Annotated in this window: 29 protein-coding genes; 7 read left to right on the top strand and 22 right to left on the bottom strand. The window is 52.1% G+C overall.

The genetic code is table 11. The annotated features are described in order from the left end of the window. Positions 1–72: 72 nt before the first annotated feature. The gene (rpe, locus tag SIB42_RS11105; RefSeq protein WP_067095177.1) at positions 73–807 is read left to right on the top strand and encodes a ribulose-phosphate 3-epimerase; all 735 of its coding nucleotides are present in this window, start codon (positions 73–75) and stop codon (positions 805–807) included. A 65-nt stretch (positions 808–872) separates the two neighbouring features. Here the strand turns inward: rpe and SIB42_RS11110 are convergent, their stop codons facing one another. From SIB42_RS11110 to SIB42_RS11125, 4 genes are all read right to left on the bottom strand, one after another. Continuing rightward, a complete protein-coding gene (locus SIB42_RS11110; protein WP_067095042.1) occupies positions 873–1187 on the bottom strand; it encodes a DUF3288 family protein in 315 nt (104 codons plus the stop codon). 140 nt (positions 1188–1327) lie between these two features. Further along, positions 1328–3019 (bottom strand): iron uptake porin, encoded by a 1692-nt coding sequence (locus SIB42_RS11115; RefSeq protein WP_413328673.1) that lies wholly within the window; start codon positions 3017–3019, stop codon positions 1328–1330. 164 nt (positions 3020–3183) lie between these two features. Next, on the bottom strand, positions 3184–3501 hold the full coding sequence (locus SIB42_RS11120) for a TM2 domain-containing protein (RefSeq protein ID WP_082825080.1): 318 nt from the start codon (positions 3499–3501) through the stop codon (positions 3184–3186). Positions 3502–4004: 503 nt separating this feature from the next. Then, on the bottom strand, positions 4005–4493 hold the full coding sequence (locus SIB42_RS11125; RefSeq protein ID WP_067097127.1) for a hypothetical protein: 489 nt from the start codon (positions 4491–4493) through the stop codon (positions 4005–4007). Between the two features lie 251 nt (positions 4494–4744). On the opposite strand from SIB42_RS11125, the gene SIB42_RS11130 reads away from it, so the two are divergent. After that, a complete protein-coding gene (locus tag SIB42_RS11130) occupies positions 4745–5011 on the top strand; it encodes a FeoA family protein (protein WP_067097124.1) in 267 nt (88 codons plus the stop codon). A 39-nt stretch (positions 5012–5050) separates the two neighbouring features. Further along, positions 5051–6895 (top strand): ferrous iron transport protein B, encoded by a 1845-nt coding sequence (feoB, locus tag SIB42_RS11135; RefSeq protein ID WP_067097120.1) that lies wholly within the window; start codon positions 5051–5053, stop codon positions 6893–6895. Between the two features lie 269 nt (positions 6896–7164). On the opposite strand, the gene SIB42_RS11140 is transcribed toward feoB, so the two are convergent. Continuing rightward, positions 7165–7857: a ParA family protein gene (locus tag SIB42_RS11140; RefSeq protein WP_067097118.1), complete on the bottom strand. Its 693-nt coding sequence runs from the start codon at positions 7855–7857 to the stop codon at positions 7165–7167. Positions 7858–8367: 510 nt separating this feature from the next. On the opposite strand from SIB42_RS11140, the gene SIB42_RS11145 reads away from it, so the two are divergent. Continuing rightward, a complete protein-coding gene (locus tag SIB42_RS11145; protein ID WP_156485244.1) occupies positions 8368–8508 on the top strand; it encodes a hypothetical protein in 141 nt (46 codons plus the stop codon). 202 nt (positions 8509–8710) lie between these two features. Here the strand turns inward: SIB42_RS11145 and SIB42_RS11150 are convergent, their stop codons facing one another. The 4 genes from SIB42_RS11150 to SIB42_RS11165 all read right to left on the bottom strand — a co-directional run bounded on the left by SIB42_RS11150 (position 8711) and on the right by SIB42_RS11165 (position 12551). Further along, positions 8711–9052, bottom strand: coding sequence for a hypothetical protein (locus SIB42_RS11150; RefSeq protein ID WP_156485243.1), 342 nt, complete (start codon positions 9050–9052; stop codon positions 8711–8713). Positions 9053–9435: 383 nt separating this feature from the next. Continuing rightward, entirely contained in the window at positions 9436–10383 is a 948-nt protein-coding gene (gene ppk2, locus SIB42_RS11155) for a polyphosphate kinase 2 (protein ID WP_067097112.1), read from the bottom strand. Between the two features lie 75 nt (positions 10384–10458). Next, complete coding sequence (locus tag SIB42_RS11160; RefSeq protein WP_067097107.1) at positions 10459–11802, bottom strand: ATP-binding protein; 1344 nt, start codon at positions 11800–11802, stop codon at positions 10459–10461. Between the two features lie 23 nt (positions 11803–11825). Then, positions 11826–12551 (bottom strand): response regulator, encoded by a 726-nt coding sequence (locus SIB42_RS11165; RefSeq protein WP_170951832.1) that lies wholly within the window; start codon positions 12549–12551, stop codon positions 11826–11828. Positions 12552–12694: 143 nt separating this feature from the next. Between SIB42_RS11165 and SIB42_RS11170 the strand changes: the two genes are divergently transcribed. Beyond that, a complete protein-coding gene (locus SIB42_RS11170; protein ID WP_082825085.1) occupies positions 12695–13159 on the top strand; it encodes an EF-hand domain-containing protein in 465 nt (154 codons plus the stop codon). 2 nt (positions 13160–13161) lie between these two features. On the opposite strand, the gene SIB42_RS11175 is transcribed toward SIB42_RS11170, so the two are convergent. The 4 genes from SIB42_RS11175 to SIB42_RS11190 all read right to left on the bottom strand — a co-directional run bounded on the left by SIB42_RS11175 (position 13162) and on the right by SIB42_RS11190 (position 14965). Then, entirely contained in the window at positions 13162–13485 is a 324-nt protein-coding gene (locus SIB42_RS11175) for a hypothetical protein (protein ID WP_231856463.1), read from the bottom strand. A gap of 86 nt (positions 13486–13571) precedes the next feature. After that, the gene (locus SIB42_RS11180; protein WP_156485242.1) at positions 13572–13718 is read right to left on the bottom strand and encodes a hypothetical protein; all 147 of its coding nucleotides are present in this window, start codon (positions 13716–13718) and stop codon (positions 13572–13574) included. A gap of 47 nt (positions 13719–13765) precedes the next feature. After that, positions 13766–14407 (bottom strand): DUF4335 domain-containing protein, encoded by a 642-nt coding sequence (locus SIB42_RS11185; protein ID WP_369818463.1) that lies wholly within the window; start codon positions 14405–14407, stop codon positions 13766–13768. Then, positions 14408–14965, bottom strand: coding sequence for a DUF3038 domain-containing protein (locus SIB42_RS11190; protein WP_067097099.1), 558 nt, complete (start codon positions 14963–14965; stop codon positions 14408–14410). Between SIB42_RS11190 and SIB42_RS11195 the strand changes: the two genes are divergently transcribed. After that, complete coding sequence (locus SIB42_RS11195) at positions 14964–15527, top strand: adenine phosphoribosyltransferase (protein WP_067097094.1); 564 nt, start codon at positions 14964–14966, stop codon at positions 15525–15527. The genes SIB42_RS11190 and SIB42_RS11195 overlap by 2 nt on opposite strands. Positions 15528–15563: 36 nt before the next feature. Here SIB42_RS11195 and SIB42_RS11200 read toward each other — a convergent pair whose 3' ends face one another. Genes SIB42_RS11200 through dapB form a run of 5 tightly spaced genes read right to left on the bottom strand, consistent with a single transcriptional unit; the run spans position 15564 to position 18816 of the window. Next, complete coding sequence (locus SIB42_RS11200) at positions 15564–15776, bottom strand: DUF2949 domain-containing protein (RefSeq protein ID WP_067097090.1); 213 nt, start codon at positions 15774–15776, stop codon at positions 15564–15566. Between the two features lie 19 nt (positions 15777–15795). Further along, positions 15796–17004: an FAD-dependent monooxygenase gene (locus tag SIB42_RS11205; RefSeq protein ID WP_082825084.1), complete on the bottom strand. Its 1209-nt coding sequence runs from the start codon at positions 17002–17004 to the stop codon at positions 15796–15798. A gap of 12 nt (positions 17005–17016) precedes the next feature. Next, entirely contained in the window at positions 17017–17268 is a 252-nt protein-coding gene (locus SIB42_RS11210; protein WP_067097087.1) for a chlorophyll a/b-binding protein, read from the bottom strand. Between the two features lie 36 nt (positions 17269–17304). Further along, entirely contained in the window at positions 17305–17958 is a 654-nt protein-coding gene (locus SIB42_RS11215) for a hypothetical protein (protein WP_067097083.1), read from the bottom strand. Positions 17959–17964: 6 nt separating this feature from the next. Beyond that, positions 17965–18816 (bottom strand): 4-hydroxy-tetrahydrodipicolinate reductase, encoded by an 852-nt coding sequence (dapB, locus tag SIB42_RS11220; RefSeq protein ID WP_067097079.1) that lies wholly within the window; start codon positions 18814–18816, stop codon positions 17965–17967. 116 nt (positions 18817–18932) lie between these two features. Between dapB and SIB42_RS11225 the strand changes: the two genes are divergently transcribed. Beyond that, entirely contained in the window at positions 18933–22949 is a 4017-nt protein-coding gene (locus SIB42_RS11225) for a magnesium chelatase subunit H (RefSeq protein WP_067097074.1), read from the top strand. Between the two features lie 95 nt (positions 22950–23044). On the opposite strand, the gene SIB42_RS11230 is transcribed toward SIB42_RS11225, so the two are convergent. Genes SIB42_RS11230 through SIB42_RS11245 form a run of 4 tightly spaced genes read right to left on the bottom strand, consistent with a single transcriptional unit; the run spans position 23045 to position 25318 of the window. Further along, the gene (locus SIB42_RS11230; RefSeq protein ID WP_067097071.1) at positions 23045–23449 is read right to left on the bottom strand and encodes a thiol-disulfide oxidoreductase DCC family protein; all 405 of its coding nucleotides are present in this window, start codon (positions 23447–23449) and stop codon (positions 23045–23047) included. A gap of 33 nt (positions 23450–23482) precedes the next feature. Further along, complete coding sequence (gene folP, locus SIB42_RS11235) at positions 23483–24337, bottom strand: dihydropteroate synthase (RefSeq protein ID WP_067097068.1); 855 nt, start codon at positions 24335–24337, stop codon at positions 23483–23485. 6 nt (positions 24338–24343) lie between these two features. Continuing rightward, positions 24344–25075, bottom strand: coding sequence for a triose-phosphate isomerase (gene tpiA, locus SIB42_RS11240; protein WP_067097064.1), 732 nt, complete (start codon positions 25073–25075; stop codon positions 24344–24346). 60 nt (positions 25076–25135) lie between these two features. Continuing rightward, on the bottom strand, positions 25136–25318 hold the full coding sequence (locus SIB42_RS11245; RefSeq protein WP_067097061.1) for an RNA-binding S4 domain-containing protein: 183 nt from the start codon (positions 25316–25318) through the stop codon (positions 25136–25138). Between the last annotated feature and the right edge of the window lie 28 nt (positions 25319–25346).

Raw genomic sequence — 25346 nt, forward strand, 5'->3', positions numbered from 1 at the left:
TGTATCAGTCAATTCAAACAAACCTCAGATCAGGGGTTCTTCTCTAAAGTCCCCCGAGTTTTAAGGCCCTCCATGACCGCATCAGAACGCCCGATTCAGATCATTCCATCGGTGTTGCCCGCTGATTGGGCAGCGATGGGCCAATGCGTGAAGGATCTCGAAGCCGCTGGTGTCGACAGGATTCAGTTTGACGTGATGGACGGCAACTTCGTGCCGAACCTCACATTCGGCCCTGAAATGATTAAGGCGTGCCGCAAATACTGCGATGTGAAGTTTGAGACCCAGCTGATGGTGAGCCAATACAACGCAGAAACGATGCTTGAGGAATATGTGAATGCAACCAAAGGCCCAAACGGAGAGCCTGGAGTGGTGATTGCCCACGTTGAGTCCAACACACACCTACATCGGGTACTCGGCAGGATCCGGCAACTCGGGGGCAGTCCATCAGTGGCGATGAATCCCCATACACCAATGGAGATGGTTGAAAACGTGCTCGATATGGTCGACCACGTTTTGGTGATGACTGTGAATCCTGGATTTGGTGGACAGGCGTATATCCCCACAATGTTGGACAAGATTTCAAAACTGAGAAAAACTATCGATGAACGTGGACTGAGCGTTGACATCGAGGTCGACGGCGGCATCAAAGCGAACTGGACCATCTCCCAATGTTGCGATGCAGGTGCTAATTGCTTCATTGCTGGGAGCGGGATGTTCGCCTACCCAACGTTGAAGGAAGGATGCGACGATCTACGTCGCGTTGCAGAGGAAGCCAGGGCAGGGAAGGTGCTTCCGACTCCTGCATAAAGGCTTGATTGTTCTAATGAATGGGCTGCCTCGACACTCACTGGGGGGCGCCCATTCCTCTTCACTTATCCCTCCTGGTCGGCAACATCAGCACCGGAACCAAGATCGCTATCAAGTTGCTGACCAGGCTTCCAACCACTGGCCCAGATCTCACGACAACGGGCATTGAGGCTTTGGGAGTCAAGGCCCCAGCCAGTCACAACCTTCTGAATGTCCTGTTTGATGTCATCAGCGCCTGGGAAATCGCCGTATCGCATCACAAGCCTCGCCGCCACAGTGAGCTGCTCCGGGCCGGGATCACCCTGATGGCCAAGCAAAGCATCCACTTGATCACGATCCGTCGCATACAAAGGATGCGTCTGGCTAGACGGATCACTCATGGGGGAATGGAGACACTCACACCAGGATCTCACCTGCAGGGAATAAGAGGAACAAAAAATCAAAAAAGCCGACTTGAAACAAGTCAGCTTGGGCGGGAAAAAATCATGTTCTGAAAAATCAGATCAAAACAAGAAATTAATCAGAAGGTGAATGTAGTACGTATTAGGCCACCAAACTGTCTGAAGGTACCGTCTTTACCATCAACCCCATCAAAAGTGAGCTGACCAAGAGGACGACTCAGATAGAACATTGAAGGTGTCAGAGTGATATTATCAGTAACCTGGAAGCCGTAATACCACTCCCATACATAGTTACCATCGAATGGTGTGTCAGCACCCTTGAGATCAGTAGCGAAAGTAGCCTGTCCAACTGCCATGCCGGCAGAGTTACCTTGAATAAATGCATCATCCCAGTGGACAGCGACCTGCCAAGACTGAGAAGTCGAGACATAAGAATCAGCAACATTGTCATTGGCAAAGTTTGTTGTATTCAAACCCCAGCCAGCACTTATTGCTGGAATCCAGCCTGATTCTTCGGGTTGCCAGTAGGCTGCCAAGCCGAATGCATTCAAAGACATATCCAAATCCTGCGCATAACTTAATTGCGTATAGGAGGTGGCGTACGGGACGAGCGAAGGACTTTGGAGCCAACTGTAAATTCCCGCAAATCCCCATTGCTCACCTTCATAGCCAATCTGAAAAGTACCTACTCCCTTTGAGCTATCGGCAGCGATGCCGCCATCCCTAGGATTGCTACCAGTACAAGTATCAAGATCACAAACGTACTGAAGACCAACATTCCAGCCGTTATTTTCATAATTAAGAGCTACCCCAGGTCCCTGAGTCTTGTTGTAAGCTCCAGGTGCACCATTAAGGGTCAGCACATCGAGAACAGTGTTCCCGTCTCCAGATGGATAAACAGAAGGCCACATCGGCATCATGTCATCCTGACCAACATTCGGGCCCACAAATATTGTGAAGGTCTCGCCTAGAGGAAAATTATAAAAGAGCTTATCGATATATAAGGAAGTCCCAGAATTGGAAGCAACCTCTAATGTTGAAAGATTGGTAGGATTGCCGTTAAATGCGTTATCGTCACCAAAATTACCTGACCTGATTGACGCCGACAGCAGGTCTTTGCCGGTAAAACTAGTATTTAGGAAGAGCTGATAATCGTAGTTGAAAGTTGTAGCGCCATATTCCCTGCTTGCATTCTCCTGATAGTTTCTATCGCTGGAGCCAGCAACACCAGTAGGAAAATAAATGCTACTGATGTCAGGGAAATGGCTTGTAATCTTATCAACATTAGCTTGAGTAAAAAATAAGTCACCGCCAAAAGTATTTGCACCAATATCAAAGGTGGCCTGACCATCAATCTTTGTGGTAGTGGAGAACTGGGTTGCTTCCAGTTCGCCAACACGGGCTTCCAGACCGTCAACACGGCCTTTGACGATGGCGAGTTCCTTTTCGAACTCCTTGATCAGACGCTTGAGCTCGTCGGTCACTTCGGTGACGCGGTCGAGACAGGCGTTCAGCAGTGCAGCCGCTTCAAAGCGGGTCATTGCACGGTTGCCACGGAAAGTGCCGTTGGGATAACCAGCAACACAGCCGTAGCGCTCGATCAGGTTGCTAAGAGCCTGATAAGCCCAGTCAGCAGGAAAGACATCGTTGAACTGGTTGATGCTGGTGACCTGCTCCGCAGCAGCCGCGTCAGAAGACACAGAGGCGTAGTCGGAAACACCAGCAACATTGACGTCAGTCGCGCCAGCAGACATCGGAGCCAGAATGCCCAAGGCAGCAGGAGCAACAAGCAATTGCTTGAATAATTTCATGAGATTCCTCACACCAAAAAAGAGGAATGCGAATATTAAGAAGAAAGAAGCGGAAGGCAAGTGATCACGAAAAACTTAAATACAAATGATTCAGCCATGCGTCAAAAAACAACGCAATAATGCAACGCCTTAGAGCAACACATAGCAAGGATTAAATCAAACATTTAATAGGGACTGATGTCCTTGATTTCGTCATACAATTGCTTAGCAAGCTTGTTGTTATAACCAGTGCACAACTCACGCATGCATAGAGCATCAAATATAGAAAACAAACCTGGTAATAACGTCCAGAAAAAGATAAGAAAAACCAAGCCGCTTTTACGATCGTTCAGCCAAAATCGATGGAAACCAAACCAGCCCAAAAGAAGAGCGTAAACGACACCTAACGAAGGCTGCCTACAACGAAGCTCAAACTCATTCTCAAAAATCATTTGCTGACCATGAGACATCTTCTTAGCAAGATGGTGATACTCTTTTCTCATCTGCAGCGGCTAGGACGGTGCTAACAGAAGACTAACAACAACGGAAGACGGGATCAAGCGATTAGAGAATAGCAAACACAACAAAACTGATAAAACACGATAATTCAGGAGACAAGGCCGTCGTAAAACCCTACAAAAATTGGGATCAAGCATTACCAATGTTACATATTGGCGCATCAGTCGATCACTTCTGCAGCAGTTGTGCCTAACAGGACAGAAAGGAAAAAGAAAGAATCAGATCGCAACAAGTAGTGGTGATTAAAGTTGACAATATATAAGACAACCAATCCGATGCCACACTGCAGCAAATGCGGGAAATTGCCACCGCTAGGTCTCAAAAGGTTGTTCAAAGCGATTGGACGACTACTTCAGAGTCTTTTTAAATCCATCAATACCTGGATAAAGACAACAACAAAGCACAAAAGCTAGCCAATTATTAATTGAATGAATACATTGAAGTTTACTCAATACACGAAATCAACATTATAGTGACAAACCAATTCTTAGGCAACAATCCAAGCACCTTCTGGGCCATACTTTTCAATAGATCCTGATAAGTTGTCTTTCCAATGCTCATAAGCAACGTCAAACTCTCGATCCCACAAGGGCGGAATATAGATAACAGATTTTTGGAAATAACCATCCTGAATTGCACTTAAATACAACCTGCGCAGGGCAATCCACCTGGGTTCATTTTTATGCGACATCCTGAGCATAATGTCTTGCAACTCACCACCAATATTCTCAGCTGGAATGCAATAAAAATCTCCAACTCTACGCTTTGAACGCAAAAAATGCCCTTCTTCAAGCAGATGATTAATAACAGCATCTTGACCATCTTTTTGATCCAAAAACTGAAATAATGTTCGCGCTCTCTTGAGACCAATTTGGTATCTTCTATTAGCAAGCCACTGGGTAATCGCCGTACGACGTGTAATAGCTATTAAAACAAGTACCAACGCAATGAGCAATTCAATTTCAATAATCAGCATGATTACGAATAATCTATTTTAAAACTAGCAGCGTTTCATAGCCCGGCAAGCAACAACATTTACCAAGTAACATATGCAACGAACAATAACTCCATGAATGCGAATTCCTGTTTTTGTTTATTATTTCATTCGCAACAGGAAATTGCTTGTAACAAATTCTACGGTGATTGCGGTATTAGGTCTGCTTTAGTTGCCAGCCGATTCGACGAGCTCTAGCCTTTTCATTAGAGACGCAATCGCACAGCTACGAAATGGATTTAAGTGAACTAGCAGTTCATCATTCAGCAACTGTCGTTGGTGTGAGAAGTGATGGTAGCGATCTGAGTAATTCCTTCAAGGATCGTTTAGAGGCAATGGGAATAAGGAAAGGTCGGAGCGTTCAGGTTATGCGCAAAGCTCCTGGTGGAGATCCCTATGAGGTGAGGGTTGGCAGCACCACCGAGATTGCCATACGCAAGTCAGAAGCATCTTTGGTGGAAATCACTGATGTGATTGATCTCAAAAAGTCAGGACGATAACTGTTTATTCCATATCAATCAGCCTTAAAAAAACCCATCATGATCACTGCAGAAACCGGCAAGACAACGGAATCAAAAAACGAGTTGCCCAGGATCGTCTTCGTTGGTCAACCCAATACGGGCAAATCAACATTCTTCAATCGTGTTACGAATGCCACTGCAGGTGTCGCCAACTGGCCTGGCCTAACAGTTGATTTCATGCAGGCAAAGATTGAGCGTAATGGCAAAACAATTGAGTTTGTTGATCTGCCAGGAATCTACGATCTAGATGGATTCACAGAAGACGAAAAAGTCGTTCAAGATTTCCTAGAAAAATACAGCTTTGATCTAATCGTTTGTGTGATCAATGCTTCTCAAATTGATCGACAGATACTTCTACCGCTACAACTCAAGAAATTGGGTTTACCAAGCTTAGTTGCCTTGAATATGGCCGATGAAGTAAAACGTTTTGGCGTGAAGATCAATACACAGCAGTTGTCTCATTTTCTTGGGATGCCGGTTTTTACAATTAGTGCAAAATATGGTGCTGGTTGCAGCCTGGCAATAGACGGAATCTGGAACACTGTTAACGACATTACAGATTCATATAAAGTGAAAGAACTTGTTGAGTTTTGTCGTGAAAATAAAATCACCGATGAAGAAATCCAAGACTCTTTAGATCAAGGAATAGAAATGCCACCAGAGAATCTGGTGACATTCACGAATCGAATGGATGCCGTGCTCTTGCATCCAATATTTGGTTTGCCGATCTTTTTCCTCACCATGTTGGTCCTATTCCTACTGATATGGAATATCGGAATGCCAGCGCAGGATCCCGTCGGCGATTTCACTGATTGGTTACAAGCCACAGTCTTAGAGCCAGGGTTGAGCTTCCTCCCAGATATTGTCAAAGATTTCGTCATCAGTGGACCTTACACAGGTTTCGCTTCACTGCTGGGTTTTGTGCCACTTGTTGCCTTCTTCTTTGTGGTGATGACTGCTCTCGAAGACAGTGGTTATCTATCTAGAGCTGCGTATCTGATGGACAACATCATGCGCAAGGCGGGACTTGACGGGCGTGGCTTTGTCATGCAGCTGTTTGGATTCGGATGCAATGTTCCAGCAATTATGGGAACAAGAACGATTCGTTCCCGCAGTCAGCGATTGCTATCGATCCTTGTCATCCCATTCGCGTTGTGCTCAGCAAGACTACAAGTATTTGTTTTCTTTCTAGGAATTATCCTTCCAAGCAACATGGGTGCTGTGGCCCTATGGCTTCTTTATATCATTAGCTTTGTCGTTGCTTTTGTCATGGCAATGATCTTCAATGCCAGCGGACAATTCAAATCAAAAGATCCCTTTGTTATTGAACTACCCCCTTACCGAACTCCTACTTTTAAACAAGTTGCGCTGAATGTATGGAGTGAAATGAAGACGTTCGTGCAAAAACTATCGGTTTTCATGATCATCGGAACAACAATCACTTGGTTCCTTACGAATTATCCTGGTGGTTCTGAGGGGTTGAACACCTATGCAGGACAAATCGGAACCTTCTTCCAACCTTTGATGGCTCCTTTGGGCATCAATCCATTATTGACAGTTTCACTCATCATTGGCTTCGTTGCGAAAGAGGTTCAGTTGGCTGCGGTTGCAACAATGTATGGAATGACGGAAGGAAGCGACGCACTCAAAGCAACACTTGGAGGAGTAATCAACTTCCAACAAGGTTTCAGCTATTGCCTGTTCAGTCTCCTCTACGTTCCATGTCTTACAACGGTTGCCACCATCTGGGGTGAAACCAAGTCGGCGAGATTTACACTCTTTTCTGTCGCTGTATCAATGATCGTAGCCTGGGTTGTGGCCTTTGTTTTCTATCAAGGATATAATCTAATTTTCACTTCCTAAGATCAGCAGAAACGATAATGCCTTATCAAGCGTATGTGTTTATGACTTCCGATCAAACTTAATCTATTTTTGACGATTAAAAGTCAATTGAGAACTCGAAGGGAGTGATCATTAAACAAGTGCAGCGATATCTAGCGTCAAACTAGAGATAAGGAATCGTTATGAAATGCAACCAACTTGGTCGTTTCATCAAAAAAACGATCAAAGAAAGTTGACAAGAAAGGTCCAATAGTTTGACGACTAATGAGCAATCAATATATCGTTTTGAATCATGCTGCTCTCTGTTCCATTGGGGTGAAATCCCAGCCAATTGGAGTTAATGACCTTGTTGTTTCCCGATGAACCTTGTAAAGCTCTTCGATCTCAATGCAAGCTTTGTCGTATGCAGACCAACCCGTCATGCGCCTTGAATGCGCCCGACCTCTTTTATCAACAGACTGATCCACCGTGACACCATTGGTTTCGGCGCTCTCAAAAGCACTTAAAAGGGGAATTTGAGACTGCAAAACATGAATATCAAAACCTTCAAGGATTTCAACGGCTGATTCTGCTGAGGACCGTTTGCGTGAATCAACCTTGACTAACAAAGCGGCGTAAGGAATCCGGTAATTATTCAACAAGGTCGACATTTCAATCGTCAACTCTAATGAGCGACTTTGAGGTGTTGTCGGAAGCACAATAATATCCGATCCTTCAACAAGATTTTTGAGTTCTTCTTCGTTGCTGCTTGCCTGACCATCGGTCACAACAATATCAGCACCTCTTGCTACCTTGGCTGCTGCTTCAATCGGAATGACTGGATAAGGGAGCAATTCTCGTGCTCCATAAGCGGTTGCCGAACGATTCCTATCCGCATCAATCAAGGCAACTTTTTTGTGTTGATGGGCCCAGATGGCAGCTAGATGAACACTCGTACATGTTTTTGCAACACCCCCTTTCTGACCGAAAACAGTAATAAACATTGTTTTGAACAGATTTTTAGCATCATTACGTCAACAAGCAAGTTGTCAAGGGCTTTTAGACTACTTGTCATAGCAGCTCTTTTGCCACGTATGAATCGACCGCAGCTGCCGGATGACTGGAGAAGCCAGCATCTACAAAGACAAAGAGTGCAAGAGTGACTCAAACCTGATCAGCAGGTCAATCCTTCAAAGTCAAAAAAACGGGGCGGTATCCCTATCGCCCCATCAGAAACAGTGCCTGGGGCAAAGACACCAGACGATCTCATTATCCCGAATGAGATGGAAGCACTGTGACTGCACTGAGTGAATCAACAACATTCAGGCATGAAAAGTATGCCATCCCAAGTCGTGAAGCAGCAATGACAAGCCCTTTGCGCTGAGTCTTTGCCAAGCGCTCGAACCACTTCGGCTTCCAAATCCAGTGGAAGGAACCTGAGGATGATTAAAGAATCACAGCTGAATGAATGAATTCGCACGTGATGATCACTGCTTCTAAGCAGATTATTCACCATGAACGAAAATTCAAACGAAACTCGTCCTCAACAGGACGAGGACGAAAGCTTTACCGCCTGGCTCAAGCGCAACCGTCTTGACAGTGGTCAGCCATGGTTGTTTTACGGCGAAGATGAATTGTTTGAAGATGTCATCTGAGCTCTTGATTCGTTCTGCAGAGATTAGAGACTGTAATCAATAAAGTTTATATGATATACGATTTAGCACTTCAACTATCATGATTCGCATAATCGATTCGCTATATCTTTAGCGAAAACAACTGAAAACCGTGAGTTGTAATGACATTATCAAGAAAGAAGCGGATCAATCGTTAAAGAGAAGCATTGATGCTGATCAAAGCCTAGACAAGTTGGTGTTCGGCAGACCTAATTTGACGCACAAGCCTTGGCTCACTCATTTTCACATTCGTCCCCAAAGACCACTGATCAAGCTCGATGGTTTGAATCATTTCAAAAATTTCATTCACTGAAGCCAAATCCTGCTGCATAAATTCCATAACCACTCTAATTTTTGAATAGACTTGAAGCTCTGATTCGCAAAAATAGCGAATAGGGCCTTGGACGCCTCGACTGACATATTGATTAAGGAATCGTTCCAGGCTGTCTTTCTCATATCCCTCCACGATCGAACTCTTGAGTTCGATACATCGTATGGTGAAGTAGCTCAGGGTCGTATCAGGCATCAGTTGGAAAAAATTTTGAATCACGCTAGTGGTTTTGATTTTGACTCTGCGAACAACCAGATACACAGGCAGCCCTCTTAAAGCACTCTGAACAATTGATTGCCAACTCAACAAAGCACATCTTTCAATCAAATTAATGCCCTATTCACAAGGGTAGGTATCATTCAAATTCGACAATTGCAACCAACTCAGAGAGGGTCATTATCGCCAATTACTTCTTCACCGAAGCACTTACTCAGATGCAAACTCTGGCGCACCGGATTGAACCAGGACGGCCACTGACAAGCAATCAATGGCAATACTTACTTTTTTTGAAGACAAATTCAGGTTAAGTTTACCTCTAAACCTTTCGAAGTCATAGTCTTGATATCACCTGATTCTGATCAATAGGGATAACCATTGGGAACAAAGAACTGTTCGTTGATGGGAGGGCGCGCATAATCACCCTTTTTTGGCCTAGGAGGAAGCTTGATCCCTGGAGGTGTCATATCTTCCCAAGGCACCTTGCTGAGTATGTGGCGAAGACAATTCAGTCGTGCTCTCCGCTTATCATCGGCTTCAACAGTGAACCAGGGAGCCTCTGGAATATTGGTTCTCGTGAACATTTCATCCTTGGCCCTAGAAAAATCAACCCAACGATTACGTGCCTCAAGATCCATCAAACTCAACTTCCACCGGCGCGTAGGGTCATCGATACGCGACTGAAATCGTGCCTCCTGCTCAGTGTCGCTGACTGAAAACCAATACTTGAGAACAAGAACTCCACTGCGCACAAGCATCCGTTCAAATTGAGGAGCATCATCCAGAAACTGTTCAACTTGTTGAGGGCTGCAGAACCCCATGACCCGCTCAACTCCGGCTCGGTTGTACCAGCTTCTATCGAACACAACAATCTCGCCAGCAGCCGGGAAATGTTCGACATAGCGCTGGAAATACCACTGGCTTTTTTGGCGCTCTGTTGGCGTTCCCAGTGCCACAACCCTGCAACCTCTTGGATTCAAGGGTTCGGTTAATCGTTTGATCGTGCCCCCTTTGCCTGCAGCATCACGCCCTTCAAACAGAACGACCATCCGATAGCCGGTTTCACGAATCCAGTACTGCATCCTGACCAGATCAGTCTGGAGGCGGATCAATTCAGCCTCATAAAGCTTTTTATTCAGCCTCACAATCTTGGGCTGATGATCATCGATGAGACCCCCTAAGCGCTCCGATGGAGTGCCAACGTCCTGAGCACTGGCCCCAAGGCTTTCCGATGCCACGTCAGAGACGCGGCCTGAACAAGCTTTGTCGTTGGCTTGATCGTGTTTTTTTGCTTTGCCCTTATTGCCCATATGCGGCACAGATCCACTTCTATTGGAGGCATCGGATGTGCCCAGCTCAACATCTGCTCCAGTTTTTCTCAGATTTCAGCTCGTCAGAGACCTGGTCTGGCCATCCAACAACGGCAGGCTAAAGCGGATCGCAAACCTGCCTGGGCCAGTCCCCAAATCGATCTCGTCTCGATGGATGCACTCCAGTCGGCCGCCGTGGAGACGCGCGACGTGAGACACGATGGCCAGACCTAAACCACAGTGGCCCTGCTGACCGCGTGATGAATCAAGACGATGAAAGGGTTGCAGAGCCTCTTCCCATTGCTGAGCAGGCATTCCTGTGCCTTGATCCCAGACCTCGATGCAGCAGCGGGAATTGTCGACATGCAATCGAATAATGACGGGAGCAACTCCATAGGAGAAGGCATTGTCGATGAGGTTGGCAATTGCGCGACCAAGGGCAACAGGTTTGACCGAAACAGAGAGAGGATCCAGGTCGAGACGCAATTGATCCGCCGGATGACTGCTGGCCACCTCCGCCAGCAATTGATCCAAGGGGACTTGCACCGAAGTTTCACTGTCACCACCGCCGGCAAACAGCAAAAACTGCCCCGTGATTCTCTCAAGAGACTGAAGATCACCAGCACAACGCTCCCGCTCATCCGCTGAAAGCTGCGGCATGGACAGACGGAACTGAAGACGGGTGATCGGTGCTCTCAGGTCATGGGCAATGCCAGCAAGCATTGTTGCGCGTTCTCGACGATTGGCAGCCAGCCTCTGGACCATGGCATTGAAACGCTGGGTGAGGCGCTGGACCTCAGGAGCTCCACGGGCAGTGACGGCATCAGGATCCTCACCATCACCAACGCGGGAGAGCGCTTTTTCCAGACCGCGCAGAGGAGCCTCGACCTCCACCAGCAGGAACAGTCCGCCGCAGATGATGCCAGCGCCCACCAAGGCAAGCCCAAGCAACGTGGGCTCTGGAGGCCATCGCATCATCGAGGGCACATCCACACGCAACCAGATGGGCTCCAAAGGTGAAATCAATTCGATCCACACACTGCGTTCACCGCGGGCAGCCCGGTCGGGCAACACCATTGGGCAGTGGGAGAGACGTTGACAAAGCTGTAGCTGCAACGCCTCCGCCTGACGTTTAAAAGCTGCTGAAGGTTGCAGCGGAGCGGGTTTGGGACGGACCGTGACCTCAAGATCAAGACCGCTCAGCTCCGCAACCAGATGAGGGGGATAACGCTCAAGTGCTAGCTCAGTGAGCCTGACGTTGAGGGCTAGATCTCTCCCAAGCTGAATGGTCTGCAACTGCTCCAGTTGGCGACCGAAGAGAGCCTGGAAAACCACCAGGCAAAACGCTGAGCTTCCGAGGGCCAGACCTCCCCAGCCCAGCAAAGCAGTGAGACGCTTTTGCCAAGGGCGGGAAGGCATCGACAACAGTCGTGAGGGAGTGATCAGCGGGATCTTGGTTCGCCGTCTGGGACAAATACATAGCCATAACCCCAGACGGTCTGCAGGTAACGCGGGCGAGTGGGATCCGGCTCCACCAGTTTGCGCACCCTGGAGACCTGAACATCCATGCTGCGGCTGTCGGTGTCACAGCCAGGCCCGCGGGCTAGCTCAATCAACCGCTCACGCGACAAAGGGCGATGAGGATGCTGAACGAATGACGCCAACAGGCTGAACTCACCACTGGTGATCACAACAGGCTTGCCTTCACGGGTGAGCGTGCGAGCAGCCAGATCCAGCACGTTGTCGCCAAAGACCACATCACCCCCTTCAGCCAGAGGTGTGCCTGCAGGCAATGCACTACGCCGTCTCAACACCGCTTCAATCCGAGCTGAAAGCTCACGGGGTAGAAAAGGCTTGGCCAGATAATCATCAGCCCCCTGCTCTAGACCGATGATGCGATCCACACCTTCTCCACGGGCCGTCAGCATCACCACCGGTAGGTCATCGCCTGCATCCCTGAGACGACGGAGTGCCGTCAGACCATCGTCACCGGGCATCATCAGATCAAGCACGATCAGATCAGGTCGCTGAAATTCGAGACGGGCCTCAAGCTGCTTCACATCGCTGAGACTGCGTACGTCATACCCCTGATCCAGCAAATAGGTGCCGACCATCTGACGCAAATCCGGATCATCATCGACTACCCAGATCATCGAAGTGCGGGGCATGGGTTCTGTCGCTGCTTCAAGTTTCACTGATCGTATGGATGCCGTTGCGTCCTGTCGCGCTGAAACGGACCTTGTCACAGCTGATCGATGATCTGTCACGACTCAGACATGTCCATGTCGCCCAATCTCCATATGCTCAATGCATGGCGATGCGCTTGACACAACCGGTGTTGATGGCCTTCGTGCTGCTTGGGATGCAAAGCCTTGTCCCTTTGGCCCCTGTTCTGGCAAGTCCACATCACGTGCAGATCTATGGCCGACGCATGGAGGCATTGTTCATCCGGATGGATGTCAATGGTGATGGTCGTCTGGAATCAGGAGAAGTCAGGGGTCGGCCTTATTTCGAACGGCGTCTGCAACGACCCGACTCGCGTGGCTATCTGCTGCTGAAGGATCTCAGACCCTTAAGCCCTCACCCGAGCGGTCAACGGCTGCAGAAACGGTTCAATCAAGCCGATCGCAATGGTGATGGCCGGATCGACCGTCATGAATGCCAATCACTGCCCTGGTTGAGCCGGAATTTTGTGAGCTTCGATCTTGACGCCGATGGAGGACTGACGCTTGAAGAACTGTGGACGGTTCAGCGTTCGCTTGCGCCTCGGCACTGAAGTCAACGCCGAGGTCTGGGTCGACGATGAATCTTCTGACTCGGCTTGAGCCGCTCAGAGCTGATCAAGCGTGTGAAGGATTTAACCAGGCGGAACACTCCTGACACCAGGGCCAGAAGGCCGGCGAGAAGGAGCATTGCGATCAGGATGACCGCGGCGAGACCGAACAATGCTTCCAGGAGCTGTCCAAGGCCTCGAATCAGATCAGCAATGGCCTCACTCACCACCACCATGGCGTCGACCTTCTGAGGCAACCAGCTCAGGAATGCGAGCAACCCTGAGCCAAGGGCCAACAACAGAAGCCCCTCAAGCATCTGACGACCCACTGAAACAGCCCTGGACCTGTGCCGCTTGCTGAATACTCTCCGAGTCTTGGGCACAGCACTAAGAGGTCTCAGATTGGGGGAATTGATCACACCGCCTCCTGAACGAACTCCTGAGCGAAGCCAGTGGTCGGACAGCGGCGCTGCAAGCTGATCAAAAAGCAGAGAGATGCTGCCGGCAAGAACTCAGCAATCCGAACAACAGAACTCTTGAGGTTGGTCGGACTCTCTGCCATTCGAATCGTGAAGCAATTGAGGCATTCTGAGCCGCCTGGCTCAGAGGTCAACGCTCTTGATCAGGTTGTGCAGGATCGCTGATCGGAGTTTCTGTCTTGACCTCGGGAGCCTGCGCAGGGGTGGGAGATTGAACCTCAGGCAATGGCAACAGAAGCCCCAAGACGCCCAAGACAACAACCGTGGCACCTCCAAGCAGCGGAGCCGTCAGCCTCTGCGTCAACGGGATCCGCTCAACAAGATCCCGACGAGGAAGTGGTTCATGCTGGATCGTTGGCCAGGCGAGACAGACACGGCCGTCGCTTCGCAAGGCATCAAGACAACGAACCAGATCAGCCAACTGAGCATCATCAAGCTGGATCGAAAGAGGCGGAATACCTGGCTTGCCACTGGTGAGGTCAAGACGGTGCTGAGGCCCATCGGGAACTAGCCGAACTGGATCGTTCAGCTCACCCAGGGAACGAACCACCCCTGAAAGACGCAGTCGCACATAGGGAATCACCACCTGCATCAATGCTTCCAGATGCTCACGTTTGCCCTCCAGCTCGGAAGCGCCGACGATTTGTAAACGCCAGCTGGAGAGAATTCCGATGGCCTGCTCTGCATGACCAGCAGAAAAGTCAGGCAAGCCTTCAACCTCCAGGCGAGCGGTGGTTTGGTCGTAGCGGTAGGACTGTTTGAGCATCACCATTCAGGGGGTCGGATCAAGAAGACTGGCGCGGAGACGATCAACCCCACCGGGTCCAGCAGCGAGTGCCAGTGTCAACACCAGCTGTCGCTGCAGCGGGCCTTCTGGCTCACTGCCAAGAAAACGCTGAATGGCACCACGCCGAAGATTCATGCGTTCTTCAATCAGATCGCGTAGGCGCTGGTGGACCAGCTGCCAGCGCTGGTGAGTGAGGTCCTGGGGCTCCTTGCTGGACAGCAACTGGTGAAGCATGGGATAGAGCCTGTCTGCCATCACGCAGAGGATCCTGATCAAGGCCTCTGTTTCCACGGCACTGAGTTGACCACGTCGTGTGGAACGCCTGAGCGGGTTGTGGCAGCGACGTTTCCAAAGCTCAACGCGATTGGGAAAGATCGTTTCAAAACCAAGCTGACGGGTCGCCCAGAGCATGGCCTCCCCGCCGTTCAGGTCAAGAGACTCAACAGTGAGCAGAAGCAGATCAAGGCGCTCGAGAGCACGGCGGCCAAGAACCGCTTCAGGAATCGACGGATCTGGAGCCGCCTCAGCAGTGACATCGGTCATGGCTGCGATGATGCCAGGGTTGAGGCCTTCGCGTCACCACCCTGTGGATCTTCGTCAGTTCATTCGCGATGTGCCGGACTTCCCAAAACCCGGAATTTTGTTCCGCGACATCTCACAGTTGCTGCGCGATCCCCGTGGATGGAGCGAAGTGATGCAGCAACTTGGCGACGTCTGCGAGCGACTCCAACCAGACCTGATCGTGGGAATTGAGTCCAGGGGCTTCATCGTGGGCACTCCTCTGGCAACACAGCAAAAGATTGGCTTTGTGCCGGTCAGAAAACCCGGAAAACTTCCCGGCGAAGTGACCGGTGTTGATTACACCCTTGAATACGGCAGCGATCGTCTCGAAATCCAGACCGATGCTCTGGCGGATGGATCCCGTGTCTTGCTGGTCGACGATCTGCTGGCAACCGGCGGAACTGCTGCCGCCAGTGTTGAGCTGATTCAAAAAGCTGGAGGCAAGCTCGTGGGCTGCGGGTTTGTCATTGAACTGGCAGATCTGGCCGGACGCCGTCGATTGCCAGAGGGACTTCCAATCGAATCACTGATCCGTTACGACTGATTGGTGCGCAAACCGTTAGAGGAGCAGCTGTCTCGGTCAATCCTGCTGCTGTTGCCAATCAAGAACCTCTTGATACTGCGCCAGGTTCAGCAATCCAAAGCTCCAGAGAACAACAGGAAGAGGAGCCTGCTCCAGATGGGCCTGACGAATGCCGAGATTGATGGCGTTCTCGCTCAATCCCAGCCGCTGCTGCAGAAACGCAATCAAAGCTCGGGAAGCCACTGGTTGTGGATCACTGCTGATGACCATCAACTTCAGAGCGAGACGCTTACTTTGGCAGCGGTTTCAGCAAGGTGCCTGGGCCGTCGGTCATCGCGGACAGACTGAAGCGTCGAATCCAGCTGATGCGCTTCAGCATGAAGAGTGCAAGACGCCTGAAAGGCATCAGCAGAGGATTGTGATTCGAGAAGAAACGAATCAACAGATCCGTCGACAACAAAACTCCCACCAGATCGATGCGTCGACAACGGGAATAGCGTCGAGCCAGCGATGGGGACGCCATCTCTCCACGCCGCACTGCCGCAGTCAGATTCAAAAGGTCACTGACATCGCGCCAACAAAGATTCAAGCCCTGTCCACCAACTGGATGGCAGCGATGACCAGCCTCTCCAACCAGAAGCAAGGATCCACGGTGAAGACGTGGCGCCAGACTTAACTCCAGAGGAAAAGCTCCGGGTTCGTCGAGCAGTTGAACAACGTCCACCCCCTCGGGAAGAATGGCGTCTAACGTTGATACCAGCTCGGATGCAGAAGAGGCAGCCCGATCTCGACATCGCTGCAGCGGTGCACTCCAAACCACCTGGTAACGGTCCTGCCCAAGGGGCAGAACGGCCATAGGACCTTCCGGCCGGAACAACTCATAAGCGCAGTGTTGATATGCTCCCGTTAAGCGAAGCTTCACGGTCAGGCAACCCTGTCGGTAGGGATGGGACAAGAAAGGCACCTCAGCCGAGCGACGCAACATGGAACGAGGGCCATCCGCAGCAACGATCCACTGGCGAGATCCCTCATTGGCGAGAGCCTCCTCGGCTGGTGTGGCGTCATCCAATTGCAGCGCAACCTGATCTGAAGCCTCAAGCCGCTCTAGCAAAAGGCTCATCAAGGGTCGATGGTCAAGAACCCAGCCAATCGCCTCCGCGGGGCGATTGGCTGGTCGCAGATCGCGAATGTGGAACCAGGCTGTGCAATGGGCTGAGCAGTCATCAAGACGCAGAGAGCAAAATGGCTCCATCTGATCCAGCAAGGCAGCCCAAAGGCCGAGATCCTGCAAAAGACGCCTAGACGAGTGCGTGATGGCGTAAGCGCGGCTGCGGCTCAACAGCAACTCAGCGCTCAAGCGATCGTGAAGAACAACAGAAAAGCCCTGTTGAGCTAATCCAAGCGCTAACAGGGCTCCTGTCGGACCAGCTCCAACGATGCGGAACTGTTGATGGACAGCTTTGACAGCGGAATCTCGGGATTGAGGATCAGCTGTCACCACATCAAACAATCAGCCAATGCCGAGAAGACCACGAGTAAAAGCTTCGCCACCCAGAGCGAATTCCGTGGCCAACAATGCAATGAAACCAAGCATGGCCATGCGGCCATTCAGCATTTCTGCACGCTCATGGAAGCCCCAGCCGCTCTCGGTGTCCACCACTTCCATGCGGGGCTCGGTCGCAAAAGCATTGAGACGACCACCATCTTCTGTTGTCACGGTGGCGCCGCGAATCGCTGGTGAGCTGGAAGGAACCTGAGACATGATCAACCTGACTTCTTTACACAGTGTAACGCACTATTAAGAACTTTTACGCAAGCGCATTCTGCAGAGATCCTCAAAGGCCGGTCTGAGCAAATAGGGATACTCGCCTACCCAGAGCTTGAGTTGCGGCAACCATGCATCGGAGAGAGCGCCAACACTGGAAAAATCTTTGCGGTCACTGAGAACAATGCAGCGAACTAGCAGGCCCTCACGGATCGCTGAATGGGTCTTGGCCATGGGGAAACTAATCCTCCCCAGGTAGCCGTCCTCATCGGCGAGCTCCAGGATCATCCAGGTTCTGCGGTTTTCAACCAGCTCGAGTCGTCCGCTCGCATCCGCCTGTTCGCGCTGATTCTCAACACGCTCCTTGATATGAGCCTCCACCACCTCGCCCTCGAACAGGGCGGCTGATGGATATCGCCGCAAGGACGAATTGCGACGACCCGCCTCAAGAATCGGACCCCAAAGGATATAAAGCAGCAAAACGACTCCAGCGATCAGCCAGACAGAGCCCCAGCGGTTGAATGAAAGGCTCTGACTGATCAACAGGGTGATCACTCCTCCAATGCCTGAGATCAACAAACGCTGCAGGATCTTGCGTGGATCACCCAGAGCAAATCTGAACTGAGTACCCGTCGCCACAGCTGGTATCAGCGTCTGCAGTTCGCCGGGACGAAGTGGAATCAGCATGAAAACTCAGATCAGCCTCTCCAGGCCGTAAACGAGTCCTGGCAGCTGTCTCACTTTGCGAACACATAACAAAACGCCAGGCATGTAAGCAGCGCGATCAATGGTGTCATGACGAAGCGTATAGGTCTCACCCGGAGCACCGAACATCACTTCCTGATGAGCCACCAGCCCTGGAAGGCGCAGGGAATGCAGACGCAGCCCGCTAGCACGTTCACCACCACGGCTGCCCTCGAGCGACTCGTGCTCATCAACCTCTGCGGCATTAAATGTTTTGCCCAACTCCTCCATCAACTCCGCCGTTTTGATGCAGGTTCCACTGGGGGCATCTGCCTTGCGGTTGTGGTGAAGCTCCGTGAGCTCTGCATGGTCATAAAACCGAGCTGCGGCAGCTGCGGCCTGTTGGAGCAGCACCATGCCCACAGAAAAGTTGGGGATCACAGCACCGCCCACGGAGGCCTTCTCTGAAAAACTCTGCAGATCCTTGAGTTGCTCAGGGGAAAGTCCTGTGGTTCCGATCACAGGATGGACGCCGTAAGCGATGGCCGCTCGGGTGTTTGCATATACCACCGATGGATGAGTGAAATCCACCATCACCGCTCCCTTCCCGGGGCCGGAATCACGAACCGCCTGGCTGGTGGCGCAAAGGCAACCCTCCAGATCGGCCGTGACGGCCACCTCCAGGGCTCCCAGGCCAATCAGTTCGCCGATATCGGCTCCTTCCTTGCCCGGTGTGTTGTCAACAGCCCCCACCAGGTGGCAGTCGGATGAAGCGTGAACAGCACGGATCACCTCTGCGCCCATGCGTCCCAGAGCTCCGATGACCAAAACAGGGATTGACTGATTCTCAGCAGCGCTCATGCCAGGGATGTCTCTCGTCAGAGCCTATGCACCGATCGAGTTGTAACACCGCGAGAAAACCTGGGCGTAGAACTGCTCGTCGCCGTAAAGTTCGTTACACAGCTCAATGTGCGCCGATGTTCACACAGGTCCGCTCCGCCAATCGCCGCGTGGCTCCTGTGGAGGGTCAGAACCATAAGTCCGTCATGAAGGCGGTGTATGTGGTGCTGGAGCCCCAGTACCAGAACGCACTCACGCAGGCGGCCACCGCTCTGAACGCCAGCGGAGGCGACCTGGGTATCGAACTCAGCGGCTACCTGATCGAAGAACTTCGCGATGACACCAACTACGAAGACTTCAAAGACGATGTGGCCCAGGCAGATGTGTTCATCGCCTCTTTGATTTTCATCGAAGATTTGGCTCAGAAGGTTGTCGACGCCGTCACCCCCCATCGCGATCGTCTCAAAGCCGCGGTTGTCTTTCCCTCTATGCCGGAGGTGATGCGCCTTAACAAGCTCGGCAGCTTCTCGATGGCTCAGCTCGGACAGAGCAAGAGCGCGATTGCTGGCTTCATGAAAAAGCGAAAGGAAGCTGGCGGCGCCGGTTTCCAGGACGCCATGCTCAAACTCCTGAACACTCTGCCCACTGTTCTCAAATATCTGCCTGTTGAGAAGGCGCAAGACGCGCGCAGCTTCATGCTCAGCTTCCAGTATTGGCTAGGTGGAACACCAGACAATCTGCGCAATTTCTTGCTGATGCTGGCGGACAAATATGTCTTCCCTGCAGAAGAAGGTGAGGAGCGTCCTGTGATGGACGTTGCAGCCCCCGAAGTCTTTCCTGATCTCGGGATCTGGCATCCACTGGCTCCGTCGATGTTCGAGGACCTCAGGGAATATCTCAACTGGACCTCAAGCCGCACCGATCTCTCCGATCAGGCCCTGAAAGGACCAGTGATCGGTCTTGTGCTGCAGCGCAGTCACATTGTGACCGGAGATGATGCCCACTACGTGGCGACGATCCAGGAATTGGAGTTCCGTGGTGCCCGGGTGATTCCCATCTTCTGCGGAGGGCTCGACTTCTCCAAGCCCGTCAATGCCTTCTTCTACGACCCTCTGAATCCAGACCAACCTCTTGTTGACGGCATTGTCTCCCTCACAGGTTTTGCTCTGGTGGGAGGCCCTGCCCGTCAAGACCATCCCAAGGCAGTCGAATCACTGAAAAAGCTCAATCGTCCCTACATGGTGGCTCTGCCGCTGGTGTTTCAGACAACCCAGGAATGGGAAGGTAGTGATCTCGGTCTGCATCCGGTTCAAGTCGCACTCCAAATCGCTATTCCCGAGCTGGATGGTGCGATCGAACCAATTGTTCTCTCCGGCAGAGACGACGCCACCGGAAAAGCTCACACACTTCAGGATCGAGTTGACGCCATCGCTGAACGGGCAATCAGGTGGTCATCTCTGCGCATCAAACCCCGTGTCGACAAGAAGCTGGCGATCACGGTGTTCAGCTTCCCACCCGACAAGGGCAACGTTGGCACCGCGGCATATCTCGATGTCTTCGGCTCCATTCATCGCGTTATGGAGGAGATGAAAGCGAAGGGATACAACATCAAGGATCTGCCTGCCACGCCCCGAGCCTTGCTGGAAGCCGTGATCAACGACGCCAATGCCATGCAGGGCTCTCCAGAGCTTTCCGTCGCGCACCGAATGAGTGTCGAGGAATACGAACGACTCACTCCCTACTCAGAACGGCTTGAGGAGAACTGGGGAAAACCACCCGGCAATCTGAACAGCGATGGTCAGAACCTGCTGGTGTTCGGCAGACACTTCGGCAACGTCTTTGTCGGCGTACAACCCACCTTCGGCTACGAGGGTGACCCCATGCGTCTTCTCTATTCGCGCAGCGCCAGCCCTCATCACGGATTTGCGGCCTACTACACCTATCTGGAAAAAATCTGGAAGGCCGATGCTGTACTCCACTTCGGCACCCATGGTTCGCTGGAGTTCATGCCCGGCAAGCAGATGGGGATGAGCGAAACCTGTTATCCAGACTCCCTGATTGGATCGCTACCGAACCTCTACTACTACGCAGCCAACAACCCATCTGAAGCAACGATCGCCAAGCGTCGTGGTTATGCATCAACGATCAGCTACCTCACTCCACCTGCGGAAAATGCCGGGCTTTACAAGGGGCTCAAAGAACTTGGCGAATTGGTTGGCTCCTACCAACAACTGCGTGAGGGTGGTCGCGGCGTGCAAATCGTCAACACGATTGTGGAGACGGCTCGCCTATGCAACCTCGACAAGGATGTTGATCTGCCCGATGACGATGCCGCATCCCTAGATCTGGAAGGACGCGACGCCCTCGTTGGTGCCGTTTACCGCCAGCTGATGGAGATCGAGAGCCGTCTGCTTCCCTGCGGACTCCACACCATCGGCAAGCCTCCCACCGCCGAGGAAGCCATTGCCACCCTCGTGAACATCGCGGCTCTGGAACGAGATGAAGACGGACTTCGTTCCCTTCCAGGCCTGTTGGCTGAATCGATCAATCGAACGATCGAAGAGATCTACAAGGGGAATGACAACGGTGTTCTCGCTGATGTGGAGCTCAACCGCACCATTACCGAGACATCGCGTACAGCGATCTCCGCCATGGTCCGGTCTGTAACCGGCAGTGACGGACGAGTCAACCTGCGCAACAACTGGTCGTGGTTCAGCGACCTGCTGACCCGCTTCGGCTTCAAGCTGCCTTCACCATGGCTCAAGGCCTGCAAAACCAACGGGTTCAGTGAGATCGATCCAACGGAGCTCGACAGGCTGTTCGGCTATCTGCGTTTCTGCCTTGAGCAGATCTGCGCCGATATGGAGATGGAGAGTCTTTTGAAAGCACTCGATGGCGAATACATCCTTCCCGGACCTGGCGGTGATCCGATCCGTAATCCCGGAGTTCTCCCCAGTGGCAAAAACATCCACGCTCTTGATCCTCAGGCGATCCCAACCCGGGCTGCTGTTGCCGCGGCCAAAGGGGTGGTGGACAAGTTGATCGAGCGCCAACGCGAGGAGCAGGGAGCTTGGCCCGAAACCATTGCCTGCGTCCTCTGGGGCACGGACAACATCAAAACCTACGGAGAATCTCTGGCCCAGATCCTCTGGTTTGTAGGTGTGAAGCCCATGCCTGACTCCGTCGGTCGCGTCAACAAGCTTGAGCTCATTCCTCTTGAGGAGCTGGGACGCCCCCGCGTTGATGTGGTGGTGAACTGCTCTGGAGTCTTCCGCGATCTGTTCATCAACCAGATGGCACTGATCGATCAGGCCGTGAAGATGGCAGCAGAAGCGGATGAGCCACTCGAGCAGAATTTTGTTCGCAAACATGCCCTTGAGCAGGCTGAAAAAGAGGGAAGCAGCTTGCGAGACGCGGCTTGTCGGGTGTTCTCGAATGCCAGTGGCAGCTACAGCTCCAACGTGAATCTGGCCGTGGAAAACAGCACCTGGGAAGAGGAAGGCGAGCTGCAGGAGATGTATCTATCCAGGAAAACCTTTGCTTTCAATGCTGACAATCCTGGTGAGATGAACCAAAAGCGTGATGTCTTCGAAAATGTCATGAAAACCGCTGACGTCACCTTCCAGAATCTGGATTCCGCGGAGATCTCCCTCACCGATGTGAGTCACTATTTCGACTCTGATCCCACCAAACTGATCGCTGGTCTGCGTGATGACGGCAAGGCACCCACCAGCTACATCGCCGATACCACCACAGCCAACGCTCAGGTGCGTTCTCTGAATGAGACGATTCGTCTCGACTCGCGCACCAAACTTCTCAATCCGAAGTGGTATGAGGGCATGCTCGACTCGGGTTATGAGGGTGTTCGAGAAGTTGCAAAGCGGCTTAATTTCACTCTTGGCTGGAGTGCAACCAGTGGCTCAGTTGACAACTTCGTTTACGAAGAAGCCAACGAGACATTCATCAACGATCCAGAAATGCGCAAGCGACTTCTGGATCTGAATCCCAACAGTTTCCGCCGCATTGTGGGGACGTTGCTTGAGGTGCACGGTCGTGGTTACTGGGAGACCTCCGACGAAAACATCGAACAGCTCCAGGAGCTCTACCAGGAAGTTGAGGATCGGATTGAGGGCGTCACAACCGCCGAATCCTGAACACAGACCTCACAGCACTGAACTCTCAGCTCTGAGAGTTCAACCATTCAGCCGGTGCTCTGACGCCGGCTTTTGTTATCGGTGTACCACTCAGTTCACTGCGGCAGCGAACAACGCTCCTGACACAGTTGATCGAGCGATGCACGGTTGGTGATTTTCAGGCGATAGCGAGCCCAGACGCCATAAAGACCATCAACCACTGGCCCGACCACTGGCCAGCGGGTTGGCGCATACAGCCAGCCGAGACCGATCAAGCGGTAAGCCTCGCGAAAGACGGCGACATCAGTGAGCACTGTTCCATCGGCCTGAATGGCATGAATCCTTGACATTGCCTGGCGATAGCTAATGCCAGACCAATCCTCGGGGGAGTAATCCTGTGCATCAACGTCAACGAAGCGGATGGACTGATCGCGATCCTTGCGACGCAGAAACGTCACCTCACGGACGCAGAGTGGACATCCCCCGTCGTAAAGCAGGGTGAGCTCAGGGCTCGTGCTCATGAATGCCTCACAGAAGGGTCTGTTCTAGCCAGATCAGTCATGAACGTTGGCGGGCGAACCTTGCCGAGCCACCGCCGCGGCCATGGTCACCACCTGATGGATCGGCCCTACATCATGGACTCGCACCACGTGGACCCCTGCCTCCACAGCCCTGGCGCAGACTGCAGCCGTCCCCCAGATCCTTGCCTTGGATCGGGGCTGGTCAAGAACAGCCCCGATAAAACGCTTTCGAGAAGGTCCCAGCAACAGCGGAATGCCGTCCTGCTGAAGCTCGTCCAACTGTCTGATCAGCTGAAGATTTTGGTCTGTGGTCTTCGCGAAGCCAAGACCTGGATCCCAAATCAGCTGTTCCCTGCTCAGACCTGCTTGGAGAGCTCGGTCGGTGCTGAGCCTGAGTTCATGCAACACTCCGGCAACAACGCCCTGTTCGCCGTAATCGGTGCAGTCGTCCATGGTTTGACTGTCACCACGACTGTGCATCAGCACATAGGGGCAACCGGCATCGGCGACCAACGAGAGCATGACCGGGTCGCGTCTGCCTCCACTGACATCGTTGATCCAATCAGCGCCTGCCTCCAACGCAGCTCGGGCAACGGATGCCCGAAAGGTGTCGACAGAAAGAATCACCTGCGGATGGGCTGCACGAATGCTTTGAAGGCAGGGGAGAAGACGCGACAGCTCTTCTTCCGCACCCACATCAACAGCACCAGGCCGGGTGCTCTGGGCACCGAGATCAAGCACCTCCGCTCCATCGCGCAACTGACGTGACGCCTCGTTCAAAGCCAGATCCGCCCGGTTGAATCGTCCTCCATCACTGAAGGAATCCGGGGTGAGGTTGATCACCCCCATCACAGCCGGGCGATGGCCCCAGCAGTCGGGATGACGCATGAGGAATCAGGCGACCTGATAGTTGGCGATGCGAGCGAAGCTTTCAGCATCCAGTGATGCACCACCGACAAGCACACCGTCGATATCACTCATGCCCATGAGCTCATCGATGTTTCCGGGTTTGACGGATCCTCCGTACTGAATGATCAGATCAGGGGCACCCACCCAACTACGGATCAGACCACAAATGCGGTTGGCCTCCGACGATTCACAGGTCTTACCGGTGCCGATGGCCCAGATGGGTTCATAGGCAACGACAAGACGATTTGGATCCAGTCCTTCGAGGCCCTGCTCGACCTGACGGCGGATCACGCGCTCAGCTTCACCACGGCTGCGCTGTTCATCACTTTCTCCAACGCAGACGATGGGAATGAGGCCATGGGCTTGAGCTGAACGCGCCCGATGGTTGATCTGCTCATCACTCTCACTGAAATACTTACGAGGCTCGCTATGACCAACGATCGCGTAACGCACTCCATGCTCTTCCAGCATCGATGGAGCGATCTCACCCGTGAAAGCGCCATTGGCTTCCCAGTGCACGTTCTGACTTGAAATCTCCAGCCGTGATCCTGAAGTGATTTCAGCAGTGGTGCTGATCGCCGTAAACGGAGGCGCAACCACCAACTCACGGTCGTCAGGCGTGTCGGCGATCAGTGGCAGAAACGTGGCCAACCAGTCCCGGGCCTGGGCGCACGTCATGTGCATCTTCCAGTTTCCAGCAATCACCGGTTTGCCCACGCTTGCGTCCTCTGCGGCTCAGCAGCAGCCAACTTACGTTCCTACGCGAGCAAAGTCGTCTCAGATCTTCGTGACGACCGCCTGATCGCCACCCACAATCACGCAATCCCCGAGCTTGAGCTGTCGACCTCGCTGAGTCACAACGCTGTCATTCACACGCACTTGCCCAGCCTGGATCAACATCTTGGCCTCACCACCCGTGCCAACCCATCCTTGCCATTTCAGGAACTGATCGAGTCGCATCAACCCAAGAGATCAAGAAAGAGCATTG

The organism is Synechococcus sp. MIT S9508 (assembly GCF_047303045.1).
Taxonomy (GTDB): domain Bacteria; phylum Cyanobacteriota; class Cyanobacteriia; order PCC-6307; family Cyanobiaceae; genus Synechococcus_C.